Consider the following 26,942-nt stretch of genomic DNA (forward strand, 5'->3'; position numbering starts at 1 on the left):
CGATCGGTCTCAGCGCGGTCGGTCTCAGCCGATCGCGTCGAGGAAGCGTTCGGCGGCGAGGGCGTTCTCGTAGCGCCACGTCAGCAGGATCCGGCCGAAGCCCGTCTCCGCGTCGCGCTGCCGCTCGATCGCGGCCCGCACCCTCGCCACCGTCTCCCGCTGGGCGGCGACGAGGGCGCCGGGCGGCAGGTCGCGGCGCAGCCGGAGGGCGAGCTTGACCAGCAGTTCCGAGCGCATCTCCCGGACGTGCCCGACGGGCCGCTCCAGCCACTCCCCCACCGCCTGCGCGCCGTCCGGGGTGCTGGTCAGGATGGACCGCTGCGGCCCCCGCCGGCCGGCCTCGGTGCTCTCGACGCGCACCAGGTCGAGCGTGCCGAGACGGTCGAGCGAGCGGTACACGATCGGCCGCGGCACGTGCCAGGCCCGCCCGACGTCGCCGTCCTCGGCGGTCAGCGCGGCGATCGCGAAGCCGTGCGTCGGGCCCTCGTCGACCAGGGTGAGGACGATCCATTCGGCCAGCGACAACACGCCCTTGAGGGTACGTGCCCGCGCCGGTAGTCTCACTGTGACTACCGAACGTGAAGGGCGGGCGAATGGGCATCCACGCGCCGATCGGCCAGATGCTCACCGACGGCGAGCGGGTCCGCTGCCACCTGTGCGGGCAGTGGTTCCTGTCCGTCGCCAGCCACATCCGGGTCCACGGCTGGAGCAAGGCGGACTACATCGCCGAGTTCGGCCTGGAACTGGGCAACCCGCTCAGCGGGCCCTTGACCCGCAAACGCCGCTCGGCTGCGCTGCTCGCCCGCAGGATCGAGCCGGCGATCCGGCACGCGCAGCAGCGGGCCCTGACCCGGTCCCGGAGCGGGGCGCTCGCCATGGCCGCCGCGGAGGCGGCCCGCGGCCGGCGCACCCGGCCGAACGCCGCGCGAAGACCCTGGCCGCACTCGGCGGCGTCGACCCACAGGCCCGCGCGGAGGGCAGCCGCCGGCGGGCACGACAGCACCGCGAGCGGCTGACCCGCGAGGTGGCGGCCCGGTTCGGGTACGCCACCTTCGACGACTACCTGGCCGACCGTTTCGGCGCGGGCATGAGCATGGCCGCGATCAGCCGGGAGGCGGGGCTGCACAAGGACTGGGTCTCCCGCCACCTGTCCCGGTCCGGCGCCTTGTCCTCTGGTGCCCCGTCCCCTGGTGCTCCGTCCTCTGACGCTCCGCCCTTGTCCCGCGCTCCGGTCTTGTCCGGCGTTGGGCGTGGCGTCCCGGACCGGCTCGCGCCCGTGGCGCGACGGCTCGGGTTCGCTGACACCGTGGCGTACCTGACCGCCGCCCACGTCGAACAGCACCGCAGCGTCACGTCGATCGCGGCCGAGGCGGGCGTGACCAGGTCGACGGTCCTCACCGCACTGCGCCGGCTCGGCATCGACGCCGTCCCGCACGCGACGAAGCGGCACCTCGCGGACACCCGTGGACGGACGGTGGCCGAGTCGCTGGGGTTCGAGACGCTGCGGGCGTACATCACCGACCGCCGAGCCGCCGGCATGCCCTGGACCGCACTCGCCGCGGAGACCGGCCTCCCCGCCACAACATTGCGCCGACACGTCGCCGTAACAGGTTCTACATATTGACGTTTCTTAATATTACCCGACTCTCGGAGCGACTTACTCAACGGGGTTGACGGGCGTCATTGGCATCCACCAACATCGCAGGCGATCACTTCCCCGATGCTGTGAAAGGACGAGGTCCTTGACTGAGACCCCGCTCTGGTTGCAAGGCCGCTCGGCCGTCGTCGAAGCGGCCGACCCGGAGGAATTCCGTGACGGCACCCCCGATTACCACCTGTCGCACACGGTGATGCCCGAGCAGCGGACCCACCACTTCGCCCCGGACTCCCTCGAGGCGATCGTCGAGCGGATCGTGCAGGTCTTCGAGATGGAGGTCTCACACAAGAAGGACCCAGCGACCTGGGTCTCGATGGTCACCGAGCACTTCCGGACCAACGTCAACGGCGGCCCGTGGGCGACCGCGCAGGACATCGCCGACATCGGCAGCTACAACATCCTCATCGGCGACAGCGCGTTCTACAAAACCGGCCAGGAATCGTTCGAGTCGTCGCACCACATTTTCCACCAGGCATTTCCGACCGGATTCTACTGGGAGGTCCTCGAGGTCCTGAGCCCTCCCCCGGTCGTCACGTTCAAGTGGCGCCACTGGGGCGCGTTCACCGGCGAATACCACGGTTTCCAGCCCAACGGCGAGACCATCGAAATGTTCGGCATCAGCGTCGCGAAGGTGAACGACGACCTGAAACTGCTCGAGGTCGAACACTATTACGACCCCAACACCTTCCTCGGCAAACTGACCGGCGGCTGCCCGGTCGCGCACTGACCCGTACCGCCGCGGCCGGGCGCGCCGGCGGCGACTTCCCACACCGGCTCGAGGGCCGCGACGCGATCCGCGCCGGCATGGCCGCCTGGTACGCCCTGGCCGCCGAAGACACCCGCACCGTCGACTTCGCCCGATCGCGCTACGTCCTGCACACCACCGCCGACCCCGACGTCTTCATCGCCGAGATCGACACCGCGTTCACGGACTCCGACGCCGTCGCCCTGGTCCAGATCTTCCGCCTCCGCGACGGCAGGATCGCCCACCTCCGCGACTATTTCGCCCCGTCCCTCGTCGCCTCATAGCCCACCATCAGCGTTTTCGCGAGCCCGGGGCATGGGCCGGCGCCCGTCACGTACCGCGATGGTGGTGACGACACAGCGCGAGAGCATGGCTCGTCGTCGGCAGGAATCCCGTGCGACTCCTACGGTGATGGCAAGACGGTCCAGCCCTGGGGAGGTGGTCCAGTGTTTTCCGAGCGCAGCGCCCGGCTTCGGCACCGGCAGCGAACCGCGCCACGACCCACATCCACACCTGCGGCATGCCGCCGCGATCCACACCTGTGGCAACTGCGCCGCGACCTGCACCCGCAAGCCGCGCCGCGTTCTGCGATCGCGGCAAGCCCGCGACCACCGAGCCTGTCATGGCGACCGCCCGATTGCCGTGGACCCGGCCACTGAGGCGCGGGCCGGGCCGGGCCGAGGCCACAGGCCGGGCAAACGCGGCCGGGCAAACGCGGCCGGGCAAACGCGGCCGGGCAGGGCTTGCGGCGCGAGCGGCGGTCTCCTCGCGGCGTTCCTGGGCGCCCGCCTGCGCGGCGGCCCGGCGACAGCCCGCTGGGCGCGATGGCCGCACGCTGGGCGGCCGTCCCAGCGAGTTCCTCGCGGCCCAGCGGTAGCGGCGTGACGACGGCCCGCTGGGCACGATGGCCGCACACTGGGCGGCCGTCGCAGCGAGCTCCTCGCGGCCCAGCGGTAGCGGCGTGACGACGGCCCGCTGGGCACGATGGCCGCACACTGGGCGGCCATCGCAGCGAGCTCCTCGCGGCCCAGCGGTAGCGGCGCGCTGCAACATGGCCGCGCTGCAACACGGTCACGGCAGCAGGTCGGCGCAGTCACGCGGCGAGCGCATCGTGGACAAGGCGGCGGCGTGGGTCAACGCAGCCGCAGATCGGCGCAGTTGCGCGGCGGACCCCACAACACAAGGTGGGGTCCGGACAAGGTGGGGTCCGGACAAGGTGGGGTCCGGACAAGGTGGGGTCCGGACAAGGTGGGGTCCGGACAAGGTGGGGTCCGGGTCAGCGCAGGAGGGCGGCGAACTCGGGGCGGCCGAAGGCGGTGCCGGCGATGCCCCAGCCGCCCTCGGCGGCTTCGGTGAGCAGGACCCAGGTGCGGGCCGGCTGGGACCGGTCGCCGCTGACCTCGGCGACGATCCGGGTTGCGTCGGCGACGAGGGAGCGCTGGCCGTCGCGGGTCAGGGCGCCGGGTGGGGTCAGGACCTGGATGCGGACGGTGCGGGCGGCGTCGGCGCCGGCGGTGTGGACCGTCTCGGGGGGCATGCGGTGGATGTAGGCGCCGGTGTTGTCCAGGTGGGCGGCGCCAGGGTCGGACACGCCCTCGGCGCGCAGGAGCGCGGCGGTCAGTTGGGCGGCGAGGGTGCGGTCGCTACCCGCGGGGAAGAGGTCGGCGGGGGCGTAGACGTCGATCATGGGCATGGACGGGCTCCGTTCTGGACTATGCTGGTCGTCATAGAACGTAGATTATGCCGACCGTCATAGTCAAGGGAGTGCGGGATGGCGGGGGATGTCCGTGGGCGGATGGTGGAGGGTGCCGCGCTGCTGCTGGCGAAGCAGGGGCTGCAGGCGACCTCGTTCTCGGAGGTGCTGAAGGCGACCGGGGCGCCCCGGGGGTCGATCTACCACCACTTCCCCGAGGGCAAGGATCAGCTGGTCGGCTCGGCGCTGGAGCTGGTGGCGGGGCGGATGCTCGACGGGTTCGCCCAGCTGGAGGGGCGCGGGGTCGTCGGGGTGACCGAGCACGTGCTGCACCTGTGGCGCACCGTCCTGGAGCGCTCGCAGTTCAGCGCGGGGTGCGCGGTGCTCGCGGTGACGGTCGCGGCGGAGCCGGGTGAGCTGCTCGCGCACGCCGCGGAGATCTTCCGTGCCTGGCGGTCCCGGCTGGCCCGGCTGTTCACCGCGGGCGGGCTGGGTGCGGACGCCGCGGCGCGGTTCGCGGCGACGCTGATCGCGTCGACCGAGGGCGCGGTCGTGATGAGCAGGGCCGAGCAGAGTATGGAGCCGTTCGACCTGGTCGCGGCGGACCTGCTGGACCAGGCCCGACGGCTGTCCACATGAGACGGCGAGGGGGAGCCCGAAGGACTCCCCCTGACCGGTGCGACCAGACGTGACTACTCGGCGGTGAAGGTCACCCGACGGCGGCGGCGCAGGGTCGCGACCAGGGCAACGCCGCCGACGACCAGCGCGGCGCCGGTGCCGACCAGCGGCATCGTGCTGCTGGTGCCGGTGACGGGCAGGCCCGGCGTGGCCGACGTGGACGGCGAGGCCGGCACCGACTTCGAGCCGGACGGCGACGGGGACGCCGACGGCGACGGGCTCGGGCACGGACCGGTCAGCGCGACCCATTCGCTGGAGCCGGGCGACCGGTAGTTGTCGGCCCACTTGGCCTTGTAGGTGAGTTTCACCTTGGTCGCCGGCTTCTCCACGACGGAGGTGAACGTGACCTCGGTGAGCGGGCTGCCCGCGGGGCGGGCCGCGATGGTGCTCGGCAGGGTCGACTTCGACAGCGTCGACTTCGCTTCCTTGTCCAGCTCCAGCTTGATGTCGCCGAGCGTGACGACCGAGTTGTAGTCGTTGGTCAGCTTCCAGGTGATCTCATACTTGCCGTCGACGGACACGCACACCGCGGAGCCGGTCGCTCCCGTTGCGTGAGCACTGGCGGGCGAAGCGAACACGGTCGATAGCCCGACGGCCGCGGTTGCGGCGGCGGCGCCGACCACAACCCTCCTGAACAGCATGTTTCCCACGACTTCTCCTACCTGACGAAACTTGACGTCCGACAACATATGACCGGACAGGGCATAGCGACAGCCGTTGCAGGGCAGGGATTTTGGGACTGATCCTGATTAGTCCGATTCATCCTGGAAAATGTTGAAGATCGACTTCGGTCGCGGTGACGCACGGCGATCGGGTGGGTGGAATCGTGCTACTGCCCTACGCTGACGGGGCATGAGACGGGGACTGACACTGCTCGTGTTGCTGGTGCTGACCGCCTGCTCGGCAGAGACCACGACGAATCCGCCCGCCGCCTCGCCCGCGGCGGGAGGGCCCGGCGAGCACAAGCTGACCGTGACCGTGGGTGGCGCCGAGCGCACGTTCCTGCTGCACGTCCCGGCCTCGTACGATCCCGCCCGCCCCATGCCCGCGGTCGTCGCGCTGCACTACCGGCCGGGCAGCGCCACCGCGATGCGGGAGCTGACGGGCTTCGACGCCAAGGCCGACGCGGCCGGGTTCCTGGTTGCGTACCCGGAGGGTGTCGGCGGGCAGTTCAACGCGTTCGGCTGCTGCGGCGTCCAGGACGACGTCGGCTTCGTCAAGGCCGTCGCCGGCCGGCTCGTCGAGCAGTGGCACGCCGACCCCGACCGGCTCTTCCTGGCCGGCGTCTCCAACGGCGGCGACCTGAGCTTCCGGGCCGCGGTCGAGGCGCCGGGCGTGTTCGCCGCGATCGGCGTGGTCAGCGGCGGGTTCGCCGGCGGGCGGACCGAGGCGGCGGACTACCGGCCGACCGCCCCGGTCTCGGTGGTGACCCTCATCGGCGCCGCCGACCCGCAGGCCGCGACCTTCCACACCGGCGTGGACGCCTGGCGTTCCCGGCTCACCTGCGCCGCACCGCCCGCAACCCCGTCGACGACAGCGGCGCCGCCCGCAACGCCGGCGGAGCCGGCCCTGGACCCCGGCGTGCACAGGACCACCACCCACTGCCAGGACGGCAGCGACGTGGACGCATACGTCGTCGACAGCGGCGGACACACGTGGTTCGGCGCGACGGGCGGCGAGCTCAAGGACGCCACCGTCAAGGTCAAGGCCACCGACGTGCTGTGGGCCTTCTTCGCGGCGCACCCGCGGCGGCGCTAACCTTCGCTGGTCCACCGGTCCGGCTGTGAACAAGGACGCTGACGTGAAGACCATGCTCGACTTCCTGTCCGGGCTGGCGGCACCGCGGCTGGCCGAGCTCGTCGCGGCCCACCTGCCCGACGGGCCGGAGCCGGTCGGGCGCAAGGCCCTCGCCAAGTTCGCGGCGCTGCTGCTGGACCCCGGCACGGTGACGGAGACGATCGCCGTGCTGAGCCTGCCGGAGCTGCAGGTCGCCGAGGCCCTGTCGCTGCGCGCGGCCGGGACCCGGCGGTCCGACCTGGCGCGCCTGCTCGGCGTGGCCGCCGACGACGCCGACCTGGGCATGGTGCTCGGCCGGCTGGAGTGGCACGCGCTGGCCTGGCCCGACGGCGAGTGGATCCGCACCGCGCCGATCCATGAGGTGATCGTCGGCGGCTACGGGTTCGGGCCGTCGGCCCGCATCGAGCTCACCCAGCTGACGATCGACCGGCTGCAACGCATCGCGTACAACCTCGACGCGCCGGTCGGCCGGGACCGCGCGTCGCTGGTCGACGGGGTCTGCGCGGCGCTCGCCGACGCCGCGACGGTCAGGGCGAAGTTCGCCGCCGCGCCCGAGGCCACCAAGGACCTGCTGCTGTCCCTCGCCGACGACGACCCGTTCTACTTCGACCCGCGGCAGATGGGTGCCCTGCGCACCAACCGGCCGACGGCGCTGCGCTGGGCCGTCGACCACGGCCTGATCATGTGGAACCCGGCCGGCATGGCCGCGGTGCTGCCCAGCGAGGTCGGCGTCGTCCTGCGCCAGGGACTCCATCTGGAGGCGGGGTTCCGGGCGGACTTCGACCCGGCGCCGCCGCTGCAGGTGCCGGTGGAGGTCAGCGTCGAGATGGTGGAGCGGGACGGCGCCGCCGCGATCCGGGCCGCGCTCGCCCACGTCACCGCCCTGCTGGAGGCGTGCGGCCGTGCGCCGGTGCCGATGCTGAAGGACGGCGGGGTCGGCATCCGTGAGCTGCGCCGGCTCAGCAAGGCCATCGGCGGCGACGACCTCGACATGCGGCTGTGGCTCACCCTCGCCGGCGTCAGCGGCCTGATCGGCGTCACGGACAACCGGATCGCGCCGTCGGCGTACTACGACGACTGGTTGAAGCTCGACCCGCCCGCGCAGTACGGCGAGCTGCTCACCGCCTGGCTCATGATGGACGCCGCCCCGCTGGACACCAGCTCCCCCGCGCTGCTGCGGACCCAGCGCGACGAGGCCGTGAGCGTGCTGCGGCGCAGCCTCGTGTCGCTGCTCAACGGCCTGCCCGACGGCTTCGCGCTGCCGTCGTTGGAGGGGATCAACGCGCTGCAGATGTACATGCGGCCGCTGCTCACCGGGGCCGACGCCGAGGAGGCGTACCCGACGACATCCATGCTGTGGCGGGAGCTGGAGCTGATGGGTCTCGGCGCTCTGCACGCGCCCACCGGCCTGTGCCGGGCCCTCGCCGCGGAGGCGGGTCTCGACGGCACGCCGCGGCGCTCCGCGCTGCTCACCGCGCTGGAGCGGCTGATCCCGGCCGCGCAGCGCACGGTGCTGCTGCAGAGCGACCTGACCGCCGTCGCGACCGGCGCCCCGGCCGCGCCGCTCGCCGCGTTCCTCGACCTGGCCGCCGACCGGGAGTCCCGCGGCGGCGGCCACACGTGGCGCTTCTCCGAGGCGTCGGTGCGCCGGGCATTCGACACCGGCTCGTCCGCCGACGAGCTCCTCGCGGCACTGCGCGAGGCGGCCACCGGCGGCCGCGTCCCGCAGCCGCTGCAGTACCTGGTCACGGACCTGGCCCGGCGGCACGGGGCGCTGCGGGTCCGCACGGTCGGGTGCGTGCTGCGCAGCGAGGACCCGACGCTGCTCGCCGAGCTGCGGCGGGTGAAGAGCCTGGCGAAGCTGGGCCTCACCGAGCTCGCCCCGACCGTCTACGCCAGCGCCCTGCCCGCCGGGGAGACCCTGGCGGCGCTGCGGTCCGCCGGGTACGCCCCGGCCGGCGAGCACGCCGACGGCACCATCGCCTTCGACCGCGTCACGAGACACCGGGTCGTCCGAGACCAGGACAAGTCCTGACGGTCCGGGTCGCCCGGGACCAGGACAAGTCCTGACGGGTCCGGATCGCCCGGGACCAGGACAAGTCCTGACGGGTCCGGATCGCCCGGGACCAGGACAAGTCCTGACGGGTCGCCCGAGATCAGGACAGGTCCTGACCGCATCGGGTCGTAGCGTCATGGGCGTGATCCTCACCAGGCGGCAGCTCAACCGCACCTACCTGCAGCGCCAGCTGCTCACCACCACCGACGCCGAGCCCGACCCCCGGCCGGTCGAGGAGGTCGTCGCGCACCTCGTCGCGGTGCAGGCCCAGGAGGTCGACGCGCCCTACGTGGGCCTGTGGACCAGGATGCGCGGCCTACGGCACGACGAGCTCACGGCCGCGCTGACCGACGGGCGGGTCGTGCGGGGCGGGCTGCTGCGCCGCACCCAGCACCTCACCGCCGGCGCCGACTACCGCTGGCTGAAGCCGATGCTGCGGCAGCGGATGAGCAACGGCGGGCTGTCGCCGTTCGCCAGTGAGTTCGCCGGGCTCGAGGTGGCCGACATCGCCGCGGCCGGCCGGGACATCCTGCGCGGCCAGAGCATGACCCGCCCGAAGCTGGCCAAGCAGCTCGCCGAGCGGTTCCCGGGCCGCAAGGGCATCCCCTTGGCCTGGGTGGTGCAGCACCAGGAGAACCTGATCCACCCGCCGCCGTCCGGGGTGTGGCGCCGCCGCGGGCATGTGACCTGCGCGCTCGCCGAGGACTGGCTGGGCGGGCCGCTGGAGGAGGACCCGCCGGTGTGGACGCTGCTGTCGCGCTACCTCGCCTCGTGCGGGCCGGCGAGCGTCGCGGACCTGCAGAACTGGTCCGGGATGAAGCGACTCCAGAACGAGGTCGAGCGGGAGCGGCACCGGCTGCGGGTCTACCGCGACGAGCGCGGGCAGGAGCTGTTCGACCTGCCGGACCTGCCGGTGGCGACCGGTGAGGAGGCGGCGCCGGTGCGGTTCCTGCCCGAGTTCGACAATCTGGTGCTCAGCCACGACGACCGGACCCGGATCATCAGCGACGAGGACCGGGCGCGGGTGTGCCCGGGCTACTCGATGGTGCACCCGACGTTCCTGGTGGACGGGTCCGTGGCGGGACTGTGGTCGGTGACCGCCACGGCGCTGACCGTGACGCCCTTCCGGCGGCTGTCCGATGTCGACGCGGCGGCGGTACTGGAGGAAGCCGGCCGGCTGCGGGAGTTCCTTCAGGTCGACGTGACCGTCCGGCTCGACCAGGTCTGAGCGGCCAGCCTCGCGGCGCCGATCGCCGGGTCGTGGGCGGTGCCGACCTCGACGCCACGCCTGCGCAGCGTGTCGAGGACGCCTTCGCGGACCGGGGTCGGGCCGACGAGCAGTCCTCCCGCCAGTACCACCGCCGCGTCGGCAGCGTCGAGGGCGTCGAGGGTCGCGACCAGCCGCTCGACCGCCGCCGCGACGATCACCGCCGCGGCGGGATCACCCTCGGCGGCGAAGTCACAGACGATCGGGGCGAGCGCCGCGAAGGAGCCGAACGGCAGCCGCTGAGCCCAGTGGACCAGGTCGTCGGCGGAGGCGGCGCCGGCGTGCAGCGCGACCCGGACGGCGAGCCCGGAGGACGACCAGTGCCGCGCCGCGTGCCGGACCGCCTGGAGGCCGAGCCAGAGGCCGGAGCCCTCGTCGCCGAGGAGCCAGCCGAGCCCGTCGGCGGTGCGCACGACCCGCCCGTCGTCGATGAGGGCCGAGACGGCACCGGTGCCGGCGATGAGCACCGCGCCGGACGTCGCGGTGGTCCCCGCGGCGAACGCCGTCACCGCGTCGGCGACGACCGCGACGGGACAGGTCAGGCCGATCGCGGCCCACTGGGCGGTGAACGCGGCGGCGACGCCGGGGTCGGTGAGGATGCTGACCCCGGCGACTCCCACCACGCCCGCGACGACCCCGCCCGGGTCGTGCGGGCCGAGCGCTCCGCGGACCGCATCGCCGATCGCCACCGCGGCCGCCGACCCGACAGCGGACGGGTTGCCGGGACCGGCCGTCCCGCGCCCCAGGACCGTCCCGTCCGGCGAGACGACGACCGCTTTGGAGGCCGTCCCGCCGGCATCGACCCCGAGGATGAGCACCATGGCGATGATGGAAACATAGAAAATGCTTATTGACTAGAAGTTGAAGTGGTCGTAATTTTCATCGCCAAGACGCAACGATGAAAAGGATGACCGGAGTGACGGGTGAGAGTGGCGGGCTGCTAGGGCGGCTGCGCATCGAGGGGCCGACCATGCCGGAGGCCCTCGCAAAGATCGCGGAGATGATCCTCAGCGATCCTGAGACGGCGGCGCACGCCAGCATCGTCGACCTCGCCGAGCGGTCGGGCACGTCCACGGCGACCGTGACCCGGTTCAGCCGCACGCTCGGCTTCAAAGGCTACGCCAACCTGCGGGTCGCCATCGCGACGGAGACCGGCCGCGCCGAGCAGGCCCGCTGGGAGACCGACATCAGCGGCGACATCGCCCCCGACGACCCCCTGGACGGGGTGCTCGACGTCATCACCGCCGCGGACACCCGGGCGATCCAGGCGACGGCGGCCGGCCTCGACGTCGCGGCCGTCGAGCGGGTCGCGGCCGCCATAGCGACCGCCGGGCGCGTCGAGATCTTCGGGCTGGGCAGCAGCGGCACCGCGGGGCGGGAGATGGCGTTCCGGCTCGAGCGCATCCGCGTCCCCGTCTGGTACCGCTCGGACACCCACACCGCACTGACCAACGCCGCGCTGCTCGGCCCCGGCGACGTCGCGATCGGCCTGTCGCACTCCGGCCGGACCCGCGAGGCGATCGAGACCCTGGCCGAGGCCGCCGACCACGGCGCGCTGACCGTCGCGGTGACCTCCTTCGGGCGCTCGCCGCTCGCGGAGGTCGCCGACGTGGTGTTCACGACGTCGGTCCACGAGACCACCTTCCGGGTCGCGGCCCTCTCCGCACTGCACTCGCAACTGCTGGTCCTGGACCTCATCTACGTGGCGGTCGCGCAGCGCACCTATGAGCGGACCGCCGAGGCCCTCGAGCTCACGGTGCGCGCCGTCGACGCGCACCGGGTGCCCGACACGACCAACAACCGCAAGCGACCACGGAGGGAAAAGCCGCTGTGACCAGCATCGGAAGTGCAAGCTATGTCGAGGTGATCCGCGCCGCGATCGACCGGGTAAGCACCACCCAGGTCGAGCAGGTGGCGCAGGCAGCCGACCTGATGACCGCCACGCTGCAGGCCGGCGGGGTGATCCAGGCGTTCGGCTGCGGGCACTCCGAGGCACTCGCGATGGAGATCGCCGGGCGCGCCGGCGGCCTGGTGCCGACGAACAGGATCGCCCTGCGCGACATCGTCCTCTACGGCGGCGACGCCTCCGGCGTCCTCGGCGACCCGCAGCTGGAGCGCACGCCCAGCGTCGCGCACCGGCTCTACGACCTCGCCCCCGTCAAGCCCGACGACACCTTCGTCATCGCCTCCAACTCCGGCGTGAACGGCGCCGTGGTGGAGATGGCGCAGCTGGTCAAGCAGCGCGGGCACGCCCTCATCGCGATCACCTCGCTGGAGCACTCCTCCCGCGTGGACTCGCGGCACGAGAGCGGCATGAAGCTCAGCGACTTCGCCGACGTGGTCCTCGACAACGGGGCACCCTACGGCGACGCGTCGCTGCCACTGCCGGGCGGCGGCGCCGTGGGCGCCGTCTCCTCGATCACCGCGGCCCTGCTGGCCCAGCAGATCGTCACCGAAGTGGTGGCGCGGCTGCTGGCACTCGGCGTCACGCCGCCGATCTACCTGTCCGACAACGTCCCAGGCGGGCGGGAGCACAACGCAGCACTCGAAGCGCGGTACGCCGGGCGCATCCGGCGTACCGCTTAGGAGAGAAGGCCCAGTCATGAACCCATCACCCTTCGTCCAACCGTACCCGACGAGACGCACCGTCCTGCGCGCGGCGGTCGCGGCCGGCGCGACGCTGCCGCTGCTCAGCGCCTGTGTGACCAGCGGCGACGACGACAAGCCGGCCGCCGCGAGCGGCGCGAAGAGCGCGACGAACCCGCTCGGCGTCAAGGAGGACGCGGCCCTGGAGGTCGTCATCTTCAAGGGCGGCTACGGCGACGACTACGCGAAGAAGGCCGAGGGCCTCTACACGCAGAAGTATCCGAAGGCGACGATCGACCACAAGGGCATCCAGAAGGTGGGCGAGGCGCTGCAGCCGCGGTTCGTCGCCAACACCCCGCCGGACGTCGTGGACAACACCGGCGCCGGGCGCCTGGACCTCGCGACGCTGGTCGGCGCGAAGCAGCTGTCCAACCTGAGCGACCTGCTCGACGCGCCGTCGTTCGACGACCCGGCGGTCAAGGTCAGGGACACGCTGCTGCCCGGCGTCATCGAGGACGGCACGTTCGACGGTGCGCCGCTGGTGCTGAACTTCACCTACACCGCGTGGGGGCTGTGGTACTCCAAGCCGCTGTTCGCGAGCAAGGGCTGGACGTACCCCAAGACGTGGGACGAGATGTTGGCCCTCTGCGCCACCATCAAGGCCGCCGGTATCGCGCCGTGGACCTACCAGGGCAAGTACCCGGAGTACATGAACGACCCGCTGCTGAGCATGGCGGCGAAGACCGGCGGCACCGACCTCATCAAGGCCGTGGACAACCTGCAGCCCAACGCCTGGAAGGCCGACGGCCTGAAGGCCGCCGCCGAGGCGTTCGCGGAGCTCGCCGCGAAGGGCTACATCATGCAGGGCTCGGAGGCGCTGTCGCACACCGAGTCGCAGGCCGCCTGGTGCCAGGGCAAGGCCGCGTTCATCCCGTGCGGCTCCTGGCTGGAGGCCGAGCAGAAGGACGTCGCGCCCAAGGGCTTCGACATGGTGATGGGCGCGGTGCCGGCGCGCACCGGGTCCGACAAGATGGGCGCCGCGGCGATCCAGGCCGCCAGCAGCGAGGCGTTCATCGTGCCGTCGAAGGCGAAGAACGCCGCCGGCGGCATGGAATACCTGCGGATCCTGTTCTCGAAGCAGTCGGCGCGCAGCTTCGCCGAGTCCGCCGGCACGCTGCCCGCCATCGTCGGCGCGACGGACGGCCTGACGCTCAGCAGCGGCCTCGGCTCGACCCGCGACGCGGTCAACGCCGCCGGCAAGGAAGCCTTCACGTTCCGCTTCCGCACCTGGTACGCGCCGCTGGCCAAGGCCGTCGACGACGCGACCGGTGAGCTGATCAACAAGCGGGCCACGCCGGCCGAGTGGGCCGACCGCATCCAGAAGGCCGCGGACGCGATCGCCAAGGACAGCTCCGTCAAGAAGTACACCCGCTGATGAAACACGGTCGGCTCCGGTTCCTCATCGGTGCGCTGACGCCCGCTCTCGTGCTGCACGTCGTCTTCGTGCTGTCGCCGTACGGGCAGGCGTTCTACCTGTCGCTCACCGACTGGACCGGCGTGGCCGGCGAGGCGCACTTCGTCGGGGCGGGCAACTACGCCCGCCTCGGCGGCGACTCCCTGTTCCTCGACGCCGTGCGCAACAACGCGGTGATGCTGGTCTGCGTGCCGCTGGTGACCATCGCGCTGGGCCTGTTCCTGGCCAGCATGCTGCACCTCGGCGGGCGCAGCGGCCGGTCGTCCATCCGCGGGGCGGGCGCCTACCAGATCGTGTACTTCTTCCCGCAGCTGCTGTCGCTGGTCGTCATCGCGGTGCTGTGGCAGTTCGTGTACAACCCGACCAACGGCCTGCTCAACGGGGCGTTGCGGGCGTTCGGCCTGGACGGCCTGGCCCGCAGCTGGCTGGGCGATCCGCAGCTGGCGCTGCCGGCGGTGATGGCGGTGCTCATCTGGTCGTCGGTGGGCTTCTACATGGTGCTGTTCAGCGCGGCGATCGACGGCATCCCGAAGGAACTGTTCGAGGCCGCGCTGCTCGACGGCGCCAGCGGCTGGGCCACGTTCCGCAAGGTAACGCTGCCGCTGGTCCGCGACACCGTGCAGGTCGCCTTCGTCTACCTGGGCATCGGCGCCCTCGACGGGTTCGCGGTGGTGCAGGTGATGACCGCCGGACCCGGCGGCCCCGACGGCGCGACCGAGGTCATCGGGCTCTCGCTGTACCGCAACGCCTTCACCTACGGCAAGTTCGGCTACGCCTCCGCGATGGGGGTCGCGCTGTTCTTCGCCACCCTCACCCTTGCGATCCTCGCCCTGCGGTCGGGTCGCAAAGAGCGGCTGGAGCTGTCATGAAGCGGTTTCCGGTACACGTGGCGATGCTGCTGTGGGCGGTCGTCACCGCGCTGCCGTTGCTGTGGGCGATCGTCAGCTCCTTCAAGAAGGACAACGACATCCTCAACGACCCCTGGTCGCTGCCCACGGATCCGCAGTGGGGCAACTGGGCCAGGGCGTGGAGCCAGGCGAACATCGGCCGGTACTTCTTCAACAGCCTGATCGTGGTGGGCGGGGGCCTGCTGCTGACGATGCTGCTCGGCTCCCTGGTCGCCTACGCGCTGGCCCGCTACGAGTTCCGTGGCAACCGGGTCATCTACTACGTGTTCGTCGCGGCCATGTTCTTCCCGGTGTTCCTGGCCCTGGTGCCGCTGTTCTTCGTCGTGCAGCAGCTCGGCCTGCTCGGCACCTACCAGGGGCTGATCCTGGTGTACGCCGCCTACGCCGTGCCCTTCACGGTCTTCTTCCTGCACGCGTTCTTCAGGACGCTCCCCACGGAGGTGGCGGAGGCCGCGTTCCTGGACGGCTGCTCGCACGGCGCGGTGTTCTTCCGCGTCATGCTGCCCATGGCCCGTCCCGGTCTCGTCGCCGTCGGCATCTTCAACTTCCTCGGGCTCTGGAACCAGTACCTGCTCCCCCTGGTTCTCAACCCCGACCCAGATCGGTATGTCCTGGCGCAGGGTTTGGCCGCCCTGTCGGTCAGTCAGGGGTATCGCAGCGACTGGAGCGGTCTGTTCGCCGGTCTCACCATCGCAATGCTGCCGGTGCTCATCGCCTACGTCGCGTTCCAACGGCACATCCGAGCCGGTATGACCGCCGGCGCGGTCAAGTAAGGTCCGTCGAACTCCTTTCCCCTCAAGGAGGACTGTGCCCATGTCCATTGGTAAACGTCGATCTCTAGCGCTCGCGGCGGGTGCCGCGGTGCTCGTCGGGGTAAGTGCCGTGGCCGTCACCGCGGCCACCGTCGGCACCGCCAGCGCCGCGGCGAACAACTGCGGCTACCTGTTCGACGACTTCAACTACAGCTCGTCCTCCGACGCTTCGCTGAGCCAGCACGGGTGGGTGCCGCGCACCTACGCCGGCGGTCCCGGCGTGCCCGGCGCGACCTGGTCGGCCAACAGCATCACCTTCCCCACCAACGGCGGGCAGAAGGTGCTGCAGCTGCAGGCGTCGACCGACGGCACCGGCGGCGGCACCAACCAGGCCGAGCTGTACTCCTCGCAGAAGCGCTACCTCGAAGGCACCTACGCGAGCAGGGTCCGCTTCACCGACACGCCCGTCAGCGGCAACGACGGCGACCACATCAACGAGACGTTCTTCACCATCAGCCCGCTCAACGGTGACCTGGACCCCACCTACAGCGAGCTGGACATCTCCGAATACCTGCCGAACGGCGGCTGGGGCGAGACCGGCCCCATCAACTACCAGACGACCTGGTACACGTACAAGGCCGACCCCTGGTTCGCCGACAACGTCCACTCGGAGCAGCGGCGCAGCTTCGACGGGTGGCACGACCTGGTGGTCACCGTCGCCAACGGGCACGTCATCTACTACATCGACGGCGTGCAGGTCGGCGACCACTCCGGCAAGTTCTACCCCCGCCAGACGATGACCATCAACTGGAACCTCTGGTTCATCGACACGGCGGCGCACACCGGCGGGCTGTCGACCTACATCCAGCAGGTCGACTGGGTCCTGTTCGCCAAGAACCAGGTCCTCACCCCGTCGCAGGTGACCACCCAGGCGGGTGCGTACCGCTCGGCGGGCAACGCGTTCACCGACACCGTCGACTCGGCCGGCCCGTGCGTGACCCCCTCGGGTTCCGCCTCGCCGTCGACGTCGGCGTCGCCGTCGAAGTCCCCGTCGGCGTCGCCGTCGGTCTCCACCCCGCCGGCCACCAGCTGCTCGGCCGCCCCGGAGTGGTCGATCACCTCGGTGTACACCACGGGTCAGACCGTGAAGCACGAGAAGAGCAAGTACGGCGACCCCAACGGCCCCGCGTCGGGCCAGGGCAAGCACCTGTGGCGCGCCAAGTGGTGGACCCAGGGCTCCGAACCCGGCTGGACCGCCAACTGGGAGGACCTCGGCCACTGCTAGGAGTGTGAAAGGCGACAGTGCCGGCACCGAACTGTGGTGCCGGCACCGTCGTGTTCTGAAGACATGGCCCGTTTTCTGTTCGCGTCCATGCCCAGCGCCGGACACACGAACCCGCTCAAGCCCATTGCCCGCGCGCTGATCGGTGCGGGGCACGCCGTCGACTGGTACGCCGGACTGCGCATGCGGGCGGGGGTGGTGGACACCGGCGCCGCGTTCGTGCCGATGCACCCCGAGCTCGACCAGCACGGCGACACGTTCAGCGACGACCACCCCGGCCGTGCCGGGCGCACCGGCCTCGCCGGCATCAAGTGGGACCTCAAGCACCTGTTCATCGACCCCGTCCCGCGACAGGTCGCCGAGCTGCACGCGCTGCACAGCGCGCAGCGCTACGACGCGCTGATCGCCGACATGGGCTTCCTCGGCGCCGCCGCCTTCCACGAGCTGACCGGCGCCCCCTGGATCTCGGTCGGGATCAGCCCGTTGCCGGTCCCCAGCCGCGACACCGCCCCGTTCGGCACCGCGCTGCCGCCGTCGGCGTCCTTCGCCGGGCGGCTGCGCAACCGGGCGCTCTACGCGCTGATGGACGGCGTGCTGCTCCGCGACGTGCAACGGCACTGGCAGAGCGTCCGCGCCCGCATCGAGCTGCCCCCGACGTCCGCGTCGCCGTTCTCCAACATCTCGCCCGCCCTGCACCTGCAGAACGGGGTGGCGTCCTTCGAGTACCCGCGCTCCGACCTGCCGCCGCAGGTGCGCTTCGTCGGCTCCCTCGACGCCGGCCCGGCCGCCGGCTTCACGCCGCCGCCGTGGTGGCCCGACGTCACCTCGGGCGGCCGCCCGGTCGTGCACGTCACCCAGGGCACCGTCGCCAACGGCGACCTGACGACCCTGGTCACCCGCACCATCCGGGTCCTCGCGGACGCCGACGTGCTGGTCGTGGCGACGACCGGCGGCCCCGACCCGTCGGTGCTCGGGCCCCTGCCGCCCAACGCGCGGGCGGCGGCGTTCGTGCCGCACGGGGCGCTGCTGCCGTACACGACCGCGATGGTGACCAACGGCGGCTACGGCGGCGTGCAGACCGCGCTCGCCCATGGCGTGCCGCTCGTCGTCGCCGGCGTCACCGAGGACAAGCCGGAGGTCGCCGCCCGGGTCGCGTGGACCGGCGCGGGCCTGCGGCTGCGCTCGGCGGCCCCGGCCGACGAGGACCTGCGCGCGGCGGTGCTGCGGGTGCTCACGGAGCCGTCGTTCGCGGCCGGCGCCGGACGGCTCCGCGACGCCTACGCCCGCCTCGACACCCGGGCCGAGCTGCTCCGGCTGATCGAGTCCACCCTCGCGCCTAGCACTGCTCCGCGCGGGTGAGCAGGAGGGCGCGCTCGCGTTCGTTGCGGGTCATCGCGGCGGCCCGTTCGAACTCCGCGCGGGCCTCGTCGCGGCGGCCGAGCTTCAGCAGGAAGTCGCCGCGGACCGTGGGCAGCAGGTGGTAGCCGCGCAGCGACGCGTCGGTGCCCAGCGGTTCGAGCACGGCCAGGCCGGCGGCGGGGCCGGCGGCCATGCACACCGCGACCGCCCGGTTGAGCTCGACGATCGGTGAGGGCGGCAGCTGGGCGTACAGGGCGGCGATGCGGTGCCAGTCGGTGTCCTCGGCGGACGCCGCGCGGGCGTGGCAGGCGGCGATCGCGGCCTGCAGCGTGTACGTGCCGCCGCCGAGCTCCTCGGCCTTCGCCAGGGCGGCCAGGCCGCGGCCGATGAGGAGCCGGTCCCACCGGCCGCGGTCCTGCTCCAGCAGCACGATCGGCTCGCCGGACGGGCCGGTGCGCGCCGCGGAGCGGGACGCCTGGATCTCCATGAGGGCGACGAGGCCGTGGACCTCCGCCTCGGCGGGCATGAGCCCGGCGAGGACCCGGCCGAGGCGCATCGCCTCCTCGCACAGGGCGGGTCGCATCCAGTCGTCGCCGGCGGTCGCCGAGTACCCCTCGTTGAAGATCAGGTAGATCACCTCGAGGACCGACGCGAGGCGCTCGGTGCGGGCCGCCGCGTCCGGCAGCTCGAAGGGGACCTTCGCGTCGGCGAGGGTCTTCTTCGCGCGGCTGATCCGCTGGCCGACGGTCGTGCTGGGCACCAGGAACGCCCGGGCGATCTCGTCGGTGGACAGCCCGCCGAGCATCCGCAGGGTCAGCGCGACCCGGGCCTCGGGCGCCAGCACGGGGTGGCAGGCGGTGAAGATGAGCCGCAGCAGGTCGTCCTCGATGGTGTCCTCGAGCACCGCGTCGAACTCCCCGTCGACGGTGTCCGGCCGCAGCAGGTCGGGCATCCGGGCCTCGAAGCGCTCCCGGCGCCTGATCTGGTCGATCGCGCGTCGCTTCGCGGTCGTCATCAGCCAGGCGCCGGGGTTGCGCGGCACGCCCTCGGCCGGCCACTGCTCCAGGGCGGCCAGGAGCGCGTCCTGGGCCAGCTCCTCGGCGAGGCCGACGTCACCGACCATGCGCGCGACCCCGGCGATGACCCTGGCCGCCTCGATCCGCCAGACGGCCTCGATCGCCCGGTGCGTGTCCGTATGCGTCACGCCGCCAAAATAGCGCTCAGCCGTGCTCGCCGACCTTGCGGACCTCGACCTCGACGTCGTCGAACAGCGCGGCGAAGCGCTGCGCCCACTCCACGGCCTCGGCGTGGTCGCGGACCTGCACGATCGCGAACCCGCCGATGACCTCCTTGGCCTCGGCGAAGGGCCCGTCGACGACGGTCTGCTGACCGTTCTTGACGGTGATCGTGGCGGCCCCGGCGGAGCTCGGCAGCAGGCCCTCGGCGGCCAGCAGCACCCCCGCCTTGCTGACCTCGGTCATGAACTCGCCCATCCGGCCGAGGAACTGCGGCGTCGGCGCCCACTGCGACGGGTCGGCGTCGTTGAGCTTGTGCATCAGCATGTACCGCATCGTGTGTCTCCCTGAAGTCGTCGTGCCGTTACCAACGCGTCGAACGGTGGCCGCCGGCTTCGACACGGTCCTGGAAGTATTTCTGCTCGTCCGCCGCGTCGCCGATCTCGCGGCGCAGGACCGGGTGGAGCCCGTCCCGTGCGAGCAGTTCCCCGGCGAGTTCGAGGGATCGCCCGGCGTACCGGGGGAAGGCCTGCCGGACCACCATCCTCGCGAACAGGTGGTAGCGCCCCGACACCATGGCGGGCGCGTCGGCGAAGAACCGCTCCACGTAGGGGTCGGTGAGCGCCTCCTGACCGGGCTGCCAGAAGCCGGTGGCGGCGGCCAGGGCGATGCGGGGCCGCTCCTCGCGCACGATCCGCTCCCAGGCCTCGGCCTTCGCCGCCGGGTCGGGCCGGGAGGCGCGGGTCGCGGCGGCGCGCTCGGTGCCCCGGGTGCTTCGCGCCGCTCCTCCGCCGCGACGTCGGACTCGCCGGCGGCGCCGAGCGCGACGAGCCTGCCGAGCACCTCCCACCGCAGGTCCTGCGTGACGACCAGCCCGGACGGGCCGGCCGAGACGTGGGTGAGGGCGCTGCCGCGGGGGCCCGAGCGGTGGGCGGCGTTGGTGAGCACGTCCACGGGGTCGACGGCGAGCCAGTCCGCCAGCTCGGCGGTCTGCGCCGGGCCGGCGACGCTGGTCAGCGCGGTGGCGAGGGCGAACTGCCGGCCGCTGCCCGGCACCGACGCCGACAGCGCCGCCGCACAGATCGCGGCGAGCGGGCCGAAGGGCACCAGGCCGCGACGGGCCAGGCTGTCCCGGGCGAAGCCGAGGACCTCGACCAGCACGCCGGTCTCCGCCTCGCCGGCCAGGCCGGCCTCCAGCAGGGCCAGGAACTCCTGCGGCGGCAGTTCGCCGTCGTGGGTCGCGTCCATCGCCGCGGTCCACAGCTGCGCCCTGGTGAGCGGGTCCGCGACCGAGGGCAGGACCGACGGCAGCGCGGCAAGGCCCGCGGCGTCGAGGCGGAGCTTCGCGTAGGTGTCGTCACCGTCGTTGACCAGCACGACCGTCCCGGCGGGCAGGTCCGCGAACCCGGCCACCGCGGCCGAGTCCCCGTCCAGGACGGCGTCACCGTGGTGGATCGCTGCGCCGGTCGGGTCGTACGCCGCGACCCGGAACCGGTGCGGGCGCAACGGGTCACCGCTCTGCTCGACGCGCAGCCCCGCCGGCCCGGCGGCGGGGCGCAGGGTGTTGACCCCGGTGGTGCGCAGCCACAGGCCGGCCCAGCCGGTGAGATCCACTGTGGACACCTCGCCGAGGACGGCGAGGAAGTCGGCGAGGGCGGCGTTGCCGAAACGGAAGCGCTCGAAGTAGACGCGCAGCCCGGCGAGGAACACGTCGTCGCCGAGCAGCACCGAGAGCTGCCGCAGCGCCGCCGCGCCCTTGGCGTAGGAGATGCCGTCGAAGTTCAGGAACGCCTCGGTGGTGTCGGCGACGTCGTCGGGTGCGACCGGGTGCGTCGAGGGCCGCTGGTCGGCGAGCATGCCCCAGCGCTTGCGCCACACGACGAAGTCGGCGGCGGCGGCCGGGTAGCGCCCGGTCTCGGCGGCGACCCGCCAGCCCATCAGCTCCGCGAACGCCTCGTTGAGCCAGATGTCGTCCCACCACCGCAGGGTGACCAGGTCGCCGAACCACATGTGCGCCATCTCGTGGGCCATGATCACGAAGCGGCGCTGCCGCTCGTAGTCCGGGGCCACGGTCCGGAACAGCAGCTCCTCGCGGAAGTTCACCATGCCGGGGTTCTCGACCGCGCCGCCGCCGAACTCGGGGACGAACGCCTGGTCGTACTTGTCGAAGGGGTACCGCACGCCGAAGAGCTCGTGGTAGCGGTCGAAGCTCGCGGCCGTGGCGGCGAACAGGTCCTCGGCGTCACCGTCGAGCTGCGGCGCGAGAGACCGACGGCACAGCAGGCCGAGCGGGATCCCGTCGTGTTCGGCGGTCCTCACGTGCCACGGGCCCGCGAGCACGGTGAAGAGGTACGGCGCGAGCGGCTGGGTCGGCGCGAAGCTCCACCGCCCGTCGTGGACCTCCCGCAGCGGCGCGTTGCCCCGCACCGTCCACTGTGGAGGAGCGATGACGGTGAGGGTGATGGGCGCCTTCAGGTCGGGCTGGTCGAAGCAGGCGAACATCCGCTGCGCCCCGTCCAGGGGTGCCTGCCCGTAGAGGTAGGTCTCGCCGTCCTCTGGGTCGACGCAGCGGTGCAGCCCCTCCCCCGTGCGGGAGTACGGCGCGCTGAACGTCACCTCGAGCCGGTTCTCGGCGAGCAGGTCCGGCAGCGGCAGGCGGTTCCCGTCCATCGTCGCCGGGTCAAGCGGCCGTCCATTGAGGACGGCCCGGTCGACCCCGGCGTCCTTCACCTCGGCGAAGGTGGTGGCGCCGGGAGCGGTGCAGCGGAACTCGATCGTGGTGCGGGACAGGAACGTCGAGGGGTCGGTGACGTCGAGGGTGACCGCGTATCCCTCGACGCGGATGAGGCCGGCGCGGGCCTCGGCCTCGGTGCGCGTCAGGCTGCGGGCGCGAATCGGGCTGGGCATGCCACCGACGCTACCCGGGCACCCCGGCCTCCTGAGGAAAGACGGCGGCGGGTGCCTGGGCGCCGGCGGTGACCCGCCCGGCGAGCACCGCGCCCGCGACGGCGGGGAGCAGCGCGATCAGGAACGCCGCCAGGTAGGCGACCGGCCCGGCGGTGACCAGCGCCGCGAACACGGACCCGCCGACCGCGAGGACGACGGTGGTCAGCAGCGAGTCGGCGACCGACAGCGCCGAGCTGTTGACGCCCTGCTCGCCCGGCGGGGACAGCTGCAGGACCAGCGCGGAGACCGTCGGGGACGCCAGGCCCATGCCGAACCCGGCGACGCACCAGCCGGCCACGACCATCGCGACGGGCACGGCCGGGGCGACCAGCGCGACCGCGGACAGCACGCCGACGGCGATGCCGGACAGGCCGACCCGCAGCCGGGCGGCGGGGCTGAACCGCTGCCCCTGCCGGGCCTGGATCCAGGAGCCGGCCGACCACAGCAGCGCCCCGGCGGTGAGGGTGAGCCCGGCGAGCGACGGGCTGAGGCCGCGCTCGCGGGTGAGCAGCAGCGGGATGAACACGTCGGCCTGCATGAACGCGGCACCGGCGAACCCGCGCACCAGGATGACGCTCGGCAGGCCGCGGCGGCCGGTGAACGTGCCCGCGGGCAGCAGCCGCGGCCCGCAGACGGCGACGACCAGCAGCCCGGCGCCGATGAACAGGATCCCGCCGGTCTGGCCACCCCAGTGCAGCAGGACGACCCCGGCCGCGACGCCGGCCGCCCACGGGAGGCGGGTGTTCGGTGCCGTGCCGGCGACGCCGGGGATCGGGCGCAGGTGCGGCTGGATCACCGCGGCGACCGGGAGGGTCGCGACGGCGATGAGCAGGAAGACCCAGCGCCAGCCGAGGTGCTCCACGATGAGGCCGGCGACGGCCGGCCCGACGACCGCGGGCAGGACCCACGCCGCGGACAGTGCCGAGAAGACCTTCGGGTGCGTGGCGGCCGGATACGCACGGCCGACGACGACGTAGAGCGCGACGGTGATGAGCCCGCCGCCGAAGCCCTGCACGAGCCGGCCGGCGATGAGGGTCCAGATGCCGGGGGCGAGACCGGCGAGGAGCAGGCCGAGGCTGAACAGCACGACGCCGGCGAGGGTGGGGCCGGCCGGGCCGCGGCGGTCGCACCAGGTGCCGGCGGCGACGGTCGCGACGATCCCGGTGGCGAACGGACCGCCGAACGCGAAGCCGTAGAGGGCGACGCCGTCCAGGGCCTGCGCGACGGTCGGCATGGCGGCCGTCACCGCCACCGCCTCGAAGGCGACGAACGTGACGAGCGTGACCATGCCTGCAGTGAGGGCGCTTCTGGGCTGCACCCGGCAACGGTCGTACCTGAACCGCACTTCAAGTCAACCGGAAGTGACGGCCGTCATTTCATCGCCCGTTGACATGCACCCTCCCGCGGGGTCAACATGTGTTGGCCAACAGTTGTTGACTTCCTGAGGGAGACGCCATGAAAACCGTTGTCGTCGGTGCCGGACCGACCGGGCTGCTGCTCGCGGGTGACCTCGCCGCCGCGGGTGTCGAGGTGACCGTCCTGGAGCGGCGCAGCACCGACTCCAACCTGACCAGAGCGTTCGGGGTGCACGCGCGGACCATGGAGCACCTCGACGCCCGCGGGCTCGCCGACGAGCTCGTCGCGACCGGGCAGCCCGTGTCGAAGCTGCGGCTGTTCAACAGCCTCAAGGTGGACCTCGGCACGCTGCCGTCCCGCTTCCCGTACCTGCTCATCACCCCGCAGTACAACGTGGAGAAGCTGCTGGAGCAGCGAGCGCTGGACCTGGGCGCCCGCATCGTGCGCGGCGTGACGGTCACCGGGCTCGAGCCGGGCGCGGTCCTGGCGGACGGCGACACCTACGAGGCCGACACCGTCGTGGGCGCCGACGGCGTGCACAGCGCGGTCCGCGAGGCGATCGGCATGCCGTTCCCCGGCAAGGCGGTGCTGCGCTCGATCATGCTGGCCGACGTGCGGCTCACCGACGCGCCCTCGGACGTCCTGGCCGTCAACTCGGTCGGCGACGCGTTCGCGTTCGTCGCGCCGTTCGGCGACGGCTGGTTCCGGGTGTTCGCCTGGGACCAGCGCTCCCAGCAGCCCGACAGCGCGCCGCTGGACCTCGACGAGGTCCGCGACGTGACCCGGCGGGCGCTGGGCACCGACTTCGGCATGAAGGAGGCGCGGTGGCTGTCGCGGTTCCACAGCGACGAGCGGCAGGTCCCGCACTACCGCCAGGGCGACGTCTTCCTCGCCGGCGACGCCGCGCACGTGCACTCCCCCGCCGGCGGGCAGGGCATGAACACCGGACTGCAGGACGCGGCGAACCTGAGCTGGAAGCTCGCGGCCGTCGCCCAGGGCTGGGCCCCCGAGGGCCTGCTCGACACGTACCAGTCCGAGCGCCACCCGGTCGGGGAGCTGGTGCTGCGCAGCAGCGGCGGGCTGATCCGCCTCGCGATGCTGCACTCACGGGCGGCGCGGGCCGGTCGCGACCTGCTCGGCGGGGCGCTGCTGCACGTGCCGACGATCATGCGCAAGGCCGCCGGCACGGTGTCCGGCATCGGCATCGACTACCCCCACGCGCCCCGGCAGCCCGACCTGACCCTGCGCGGCGGTGCGCGGCTGTACGAGCTGCTGCGGGCGGGCCGGCACGTCCTGCTCGCCCCCTCGGCGCCGGCGGGCTACGACGACCGGCTGGTGCACGCGCTGAACGACCGTTTCGTCCTCGTCCGCCCAGATGGCCACACCGCCTGGGCCGGCACAGAACGGGATCTTCCGGTCGCGCTGCGGCGCCACCTCGGCCCGCCACGGTGATCCGCGACACGGCGAGTCCATGAAGCTCTTGACATGGGAGCGGTGATCCATGTGTCATGCCGATCACAAAGCGGTTCTCGTTGGGTTGCCGCCGCCGTCAGGCCGTCACCGCGGTCCGGACGACGGCGCTACACGGGGACGACGGAGCGCTTGCGAGACGTGCCGGGCCCCGCGCCGCCACGGGGGGCCCGGCACCTCGCTTCAGCCATGACCCAGCCTCGGCTTGTCGCCCTGCTCGACCACCACGAACTGGCCCATCATCCCCTCGTCCTCGTGCCGCAGGACGTGGCAGTGGAACATGTACGCGGTCGTCGGGTCGGCGTAGTCGGCGAACCTGGCGATCACCGAGTACCGCCGCTGCGGCTCCAGGAACAGGGTGTCCTTCCAGCCGCCCAGCTCCGGCGGGGGCGCGCCGCGGTCCACCGACAGCACCTGGAACTGCACGTCGTGGATGTGGAAGCTGTGCGGTGTGTCATGGCCGTTGGCGACGTTCCAGACCTCCACGGTGTCCTTGACGACGACGGCGTCGACGCGGTCCATGTCCATCCGGTCGTCGTTGATCTCCCGCCCCTGGAACGTGAACGTCCGGTGCTGCGCCGCCTGCGCCGGGTCCAGCCTGGGCACGCTCACCAACTCCCCGGGCATGGTGCCCGGCCTGAGCGCACCCGCCGCCCGCAGCTGCAGGACGTCGAAGGCGTCCCGGCCGCCCTGGAACCTGCCGAGGCCCGTCGCCCGGCTGCGCAGCTCGACCCGCTCCCCCGGCCGCATCGCCACGACGACCTCGGCCCGCTCTCCGACCGACAGCCGCAGGTGCCGCGCGGCGTAGGGCTTCTCCAGCAGCCCGCCGTCGGACGCGATCATCGTCATCGGCCGGTCGTCGGACATGACGAAGTCGTAGACCCGCGCGGTCGAGGCGTTGAGCAGCCGCAGCCGGACCAGCTCGGTCCGCACGTCCAGGAACGGGCCGGGCGTGCCGTTGACGAGGATCTCGTCGCCGAGGACGCCGACGTCACTGAGGAACCGGTCGCTCATGCTCAGCTGGCCGCCGTCGAAGCCCTTGTCCTGCACGACGACCGGGATGTCGTCGACGCCGTACTCGCGCGGCAGCCCGGCCGGCTCCCCGCCGCCGCCCGCCTCGTCGAGGATGAACAGGCCGGCGAGCCCGCGGTACACCTGCCGCTCGGTGAGATCGCTCGGATGCGGGTGATACCACAGCGTCGCCGCCGGCTGGTCCACCGTCCACGCGGCCTGGTAGTCGCCGCCCGGCGGGATCGGGTGGTGCGGCCCGCCGTCGACCCTCGCCGGCAGGTGCATGCCGTGCCAGTGCACCGTCGTCGGTTCATTGAGCCGGTTGTGGACGTTGACCGCGACCCGCTCGCCGCGCTCCGCCCGCAGCGTCGGGCCGAGGTAGGCGCCGTTGTAGCCCCAGGTGCGGGTCTCGGGGCCGTGGCCGAGGTCGCTGGCACCCGGCTTCGCGGTGAGGTCGAAGACCCTCCGGCCGTCGGCGTCGACGGTCGACGCGGCCAGCGGCGGCACCTGGAGCGGGCGGTCGAAGGCCACCTTGCCGACGGTGTCCACGGCCGAGCGGGTCACGAGCCAGGTGACCGCCGCGACGCCGCCCCCGCAGAGCAGGAGCAGCAGTCCGAGCCCACCGAGAAGCCACCTGCGCACCGTCGTCCCCCTCGCCTCATAAGTAGCG

General features: G+C 72.4%; 24 protein-coding genes. 16 read left to right on the top strand and 8 right to left on the bottom strand.

Features of this window, described 5'->3' with window-relative positions:
* Positions 1-24: 24 nt before the first annotated feature.
* On the bottom strand, positions 25-528 hold the full coding sequence (locus OHA72_RS01565; RefSeq protein WP_327006082.1) for a PadR family transcriptional regulator: 504 nt from the start codon (positions 526-528) through the stop codon (positions 25-27).
* 65 nt (positions 529-593) lie between these two features.
* Here OHA72_RS01565 and OHA72_RS01570 point away from each other — a divergent pair, with 65 nt between their 5' ends.
* The 4 genes from OHA72_RS01570 to OHA72_RS01585 all read left to right on the top strand — a co-directional run bounded on the left by OHA72_RS01570 (position 594) and on the right by OHA72_RS01585 (position 2,686).
* Positions 594-1,016, top strand: coding sequence for a hypothetical protein (locus OHA72_RS01570; RefSeq protein ID WP_327006083.1), 423 nt, complete (start codon positions 594-596; stop codon positions 1,014-1,016).
* Positions 1,017-1,306: 290 nt separating this feature from the next.
* Entirely contained in the window at positions 1,307-1,624 is a 318-nt protein-coding gene (locus OHA72_RS01575) for a hypothetical protein (protein WP_327006084.1), read from the top strand.
* Between the two features lie 118 nt (positions 1,625-1,742).
* A complete protein-coding gene (locus tag OHA72_RS01580; protein ID WP_327006085.1) occupies positions 1,743-2,384 on the top strand; it encodes a SnoaL-like polyketide cyclase in 642 nt (213 codons plus the stop codon).
* 77 nt (positions 2,385-2,461) lie between these two features.
* Positions 2,462-2,686 (top strand): hypothetical protein, encoded by a 225-nt coding sequence (locus OHA72_RS01585; protein ID WP_327006086.1) that lies wholly within the window; start codon positions 2,462-2,464, stop codon positions 2,684-2,686.
* Positions 2,687-3,678: 992 nt separating this feature from the next.
* Here the strand turns inward: OHA72_RS01585 and OHA72_RS01590 are convergent.
* Positions 3,679-4,095 carry a tautomerase family protein gene (locus OHA72_RS01590; RefSeq protein ID WP_327006087.1) on the bottom strand — a complete coding sequence of 139 codons (417 nt, stop codon included), beginning with the start codon at positions 4,093-4,095 and terminating at the stop codon, positions 3,679-3,681.
* 78 nt (positions 4,096-4,173) lie between these two features.
* Here OHA72_RS01590 and OHA72_RS01595 point away from each other — a divergent pair, with 78 nt between their 5' ends.
* On the top strand, positions 4,174-4,734 hold the full coding sequence (locus tag OHA72_RS01595) for a TetR/AcrR family transcriptional regulator (protein WP_327006088.1): 561 nt from the start codon (positions 4,174-4,176) through the stop codon (positions 4,732-4,734).
* A 53-nt stretch (positions 4,735-4,787) separates the two neighbouring features.
* On the opposite strand, the gene OHA72_RS01600 is transcribed toward OHA72_RS01595, so the two are convergent.
* Positions 4,788-5,423: an LPXTG cell wall anchor domain-containing protein gene (locus OHA72_RS01600; RefSeq protein WP_327006089.1), complete on the bottom strand. Its 636-nt coding sequence runs from the start codon at positions 5,421-5,423 to the stop codon at positions 4,788-4,790.
* Between the two features lie 202 nt (positions 5,424-5,625).
* Here OHA72_RS01600 and OHA72_RS01605 point away from each other — a divergent pair, with 202 nt between their 5' ends.
* The 3 genes from OHA72_RS01605 to OHA72_RS01615 all read left to right on the top strand — a co-directional run bounded on the left by OHA72_RS01605 (position 5,626) and on the right by OHA72_RS01615 (position 9,854).
* A complete protein-coding gene (locus tag OHA72_RS01605; protein WP_327006090.1) occupies positions 5,626-6,531 on the top strand; it encodes a CE1 family esterase in 906 nt (301 codons plus the stop codon).
* Between the two features lie 52 nt (positions 6,532-6,583).
* The gene (locus OHA72_RS01610) at positions 6,584-8,605 is read left to right on the top strand and encodes a helicase-associated domain-containing protein (protein ID WP_327011962.1); all 2,022 of its coding nucleotides are present in this window, start codon (positions 6,584-6,586) and stop codon (positions 8,603-8,605) included.
* Between the two features lie 163 nt (positions 8,606-8,768).
* Positions 8,769-9,854 carry a winged helix DNA-binding domain-containing protein gene (locus OHA72_RS01615; protein ID WP_327006091.1) on the top strand — a complete coding sequence of 362 codons (1,086 nt, stop codon included), beginning with the start codon at positions 8,769-8,771 and terminating at the stop codon, positions 9,852-9,854.
* Here OHA72_RS01615 and OHA72_RS01620 read toward each other — a convergent pair.
* Positions 9,818-10,714 (bottom strand): BadF/BadG/BcrA/BcrD ATPase family protein, encoded by an 897-nt coding sequence (locus tag OHA72_RS01620; RefSeq protein WP_327006092.1) that lies wholly within the window; start codon positions 10,712-10,714, stop codon positions 9,818-9,820. The two genes, OHA72_RS01615 and OHA72_RS01620, sit on opposite strands and share 37 nt — an antisense overlap.
* A gap of 86 nt (positions 10,715-10,800) precedes the next feature.
* Between OHA72_RS01620 and OHA72_RS01625 the strand changes: the two genes are divergently transcribed.
* The 7 genes from OHA72_RS01625 (at position 10,801) to OHA72_RS01655 (ending at position 18,254) form a co-directional block, all read left to right on the top strand.
* Positions 10,801-11,727 carry a MurR/RpiR family transcriptional regulator gene (locus OHA72_RS01625; protein WP_442788487.1) on the top strand — a complete coding sequence of 309 codons (927 nt, stop codon included), beginning with the start codon at positions 10,801-10,803 and terminating at the stop codon, positions 11,725-11,727.
* A 29-nt stretch (positions 11,728-11,756) separates the two neighbouring features.
* A complete protein-coding gene (locus OHA72_RS01630) occupies positions 11,757-12,479 on the top strand; it encodes a sugar isomerase domain-containing protein (protein ID WP_442788812.1) in 723 nt (240 codons plus the stop codon).
* Positions 12,480-12,495: 16 nt separating this feature from the next.
* Positions 12,496-13,914, top strand: coding sequence for an N-acetylglucosamine/diacetylchitobiose ABC transporter substrate-binding protein (gene ngcE / locus OHA72_RS01635; RefSeq protein WP_327006094.1), 1,419 nt, complete (start codon positions 12,496-12,498; stop codon positions 13,912-13,914).
* Positions 13,914-14,822 (top strand): carbohydrate ABC transporter permease, encoded by a 909-nt coding sequence (locus OHA72_RS01640; protein WP_327006095.1) that lies wholly within the window; start codon positions 13,914-13,916, stop codon positions 14,820-14,822. The genes ngcE and OHA72_RS01640 overlap by 1 nt, the downstream gene beginning before the upstream one ends.
* On the top strand, positions 14,819-15,634 hold the full coding sequence (locus OHA72_RS01645; RefSeq protein WP_327006096.1) for a carbohydrate ABC transporter permease: 816 nt from the start codon (positions 14,819-14,821) through the stop codon (positions 15,632-15,634). The genes OHA72_RS01640 and OHA72_RS01645 overlap by 4 nt, the downstream gene beginning before the upstream one ends.
* Before the next feature lie 40 nt (positions 15,635-15,674).
* Positions 15,675-16,898 (top strand): glycosyl hydrolase, encoded by a 1,224-nt coding sequence (locus OHA72_RS01650; protein WP_442788488.1) that lies wholly within the window; start codon positions 15,675-15,677, stop codon positions 16,896-16,898.
* 63 nt (positions 16,899-16,961) lie between these two features.
* Complete coding sequence (locus OHA72_RS01655; protein WP_327006098.1) at positions 16,962-18,254, top strand: glycosyltransferase; 1,293 nt, start codon at positions 16,962-16,964, stop codon at positions 18,252-18,254.
* On the opposite strand, the gene OHA72_RS01660 is transcribed toward OHA72_RS01655, so the two are convergent.
* The 3 genes from OHA72_RS01660 to OHA72_RS01675 are packed head-to-tail and all read right to left on the bottom strand — an operon-like array spanning position 18,232 to position 23,753.
* A complete protein-coding gene (locus OHA72_RS01660; protein ID WP_327006099.1) occupies positions 18,232-19,458 on the bottom strand; it encodes an RNA polymerase sigma factor in 1,227 nt (408 codons plus the stop codon). The two genes, OHA72_RS01655 and OHA72_RS01660, sit on opposite strands and share 23 nt — an antisense overlap.
* Positions 19,459-19,474: 16 nt before the next feature.
* Positions 19,475-22,396, bottom strand: coding sequence for an aminopeptidase N (gene pepN / locus OHA72_RS01670; protein WP_442788489.1), 2,922 nt, complete (start codon positions 22,394-22,396; stop codon positions 19,475-19,477).
* 10 nt (positions 22,397-22,406) lie between these two features.
* Entirely contained in the window at positions 22,407-23,753 is a 1,347-nt protein-coding gene (locus tag OHA72_RS01675) for an MFS transporter (protein WP_327006101.1), read from the bottom strand.
* A gap of 137 nt (positions 23,754-23,890) precedes the next feature.
* On the opposite strand from OHA72_RS01675, the gene OHA72_RS01680 reads away from it, so the two are divergent.
* Positions 23,891-25,243, top strand: a complete 1,353-nt coding sequence (locus tag OHA72_RS01680; RefSeq protein ID WP_327006102.1) for an FAD-dependent monooxygenase — start codon at positions 23,891-23,893, stop codon at positions 25,241-25,243.
* 201 nt (positions 25,244-25,444) lie between these two features.
* Here OHA72_RS01680 and OHA72_RS01685 read toward each other — a convergent pair whose 3' ends face one another.
* Positions 25,445-26,914, bottom strand: a complete 1,470-nt coding sequence (locus OHA72_RS01685) for a multicopper oxidase family protein (protein WP_327006103.1) — start codon at positions 26,912-26,914, stop codon at positions 25,445-25,447.
* Positions 26,915-26,942 lie beyond the last annotated feature (28 nt).

This window comes from Dactylosporangium sp. NBC_01737 (genome assembly GCF_035963215.1).
Classification (GTDB): Bacteria; Actinomycetota; Actinomycetes; order Mycobacteriales; family Micromonosporaceae; genus Dactylosporangium.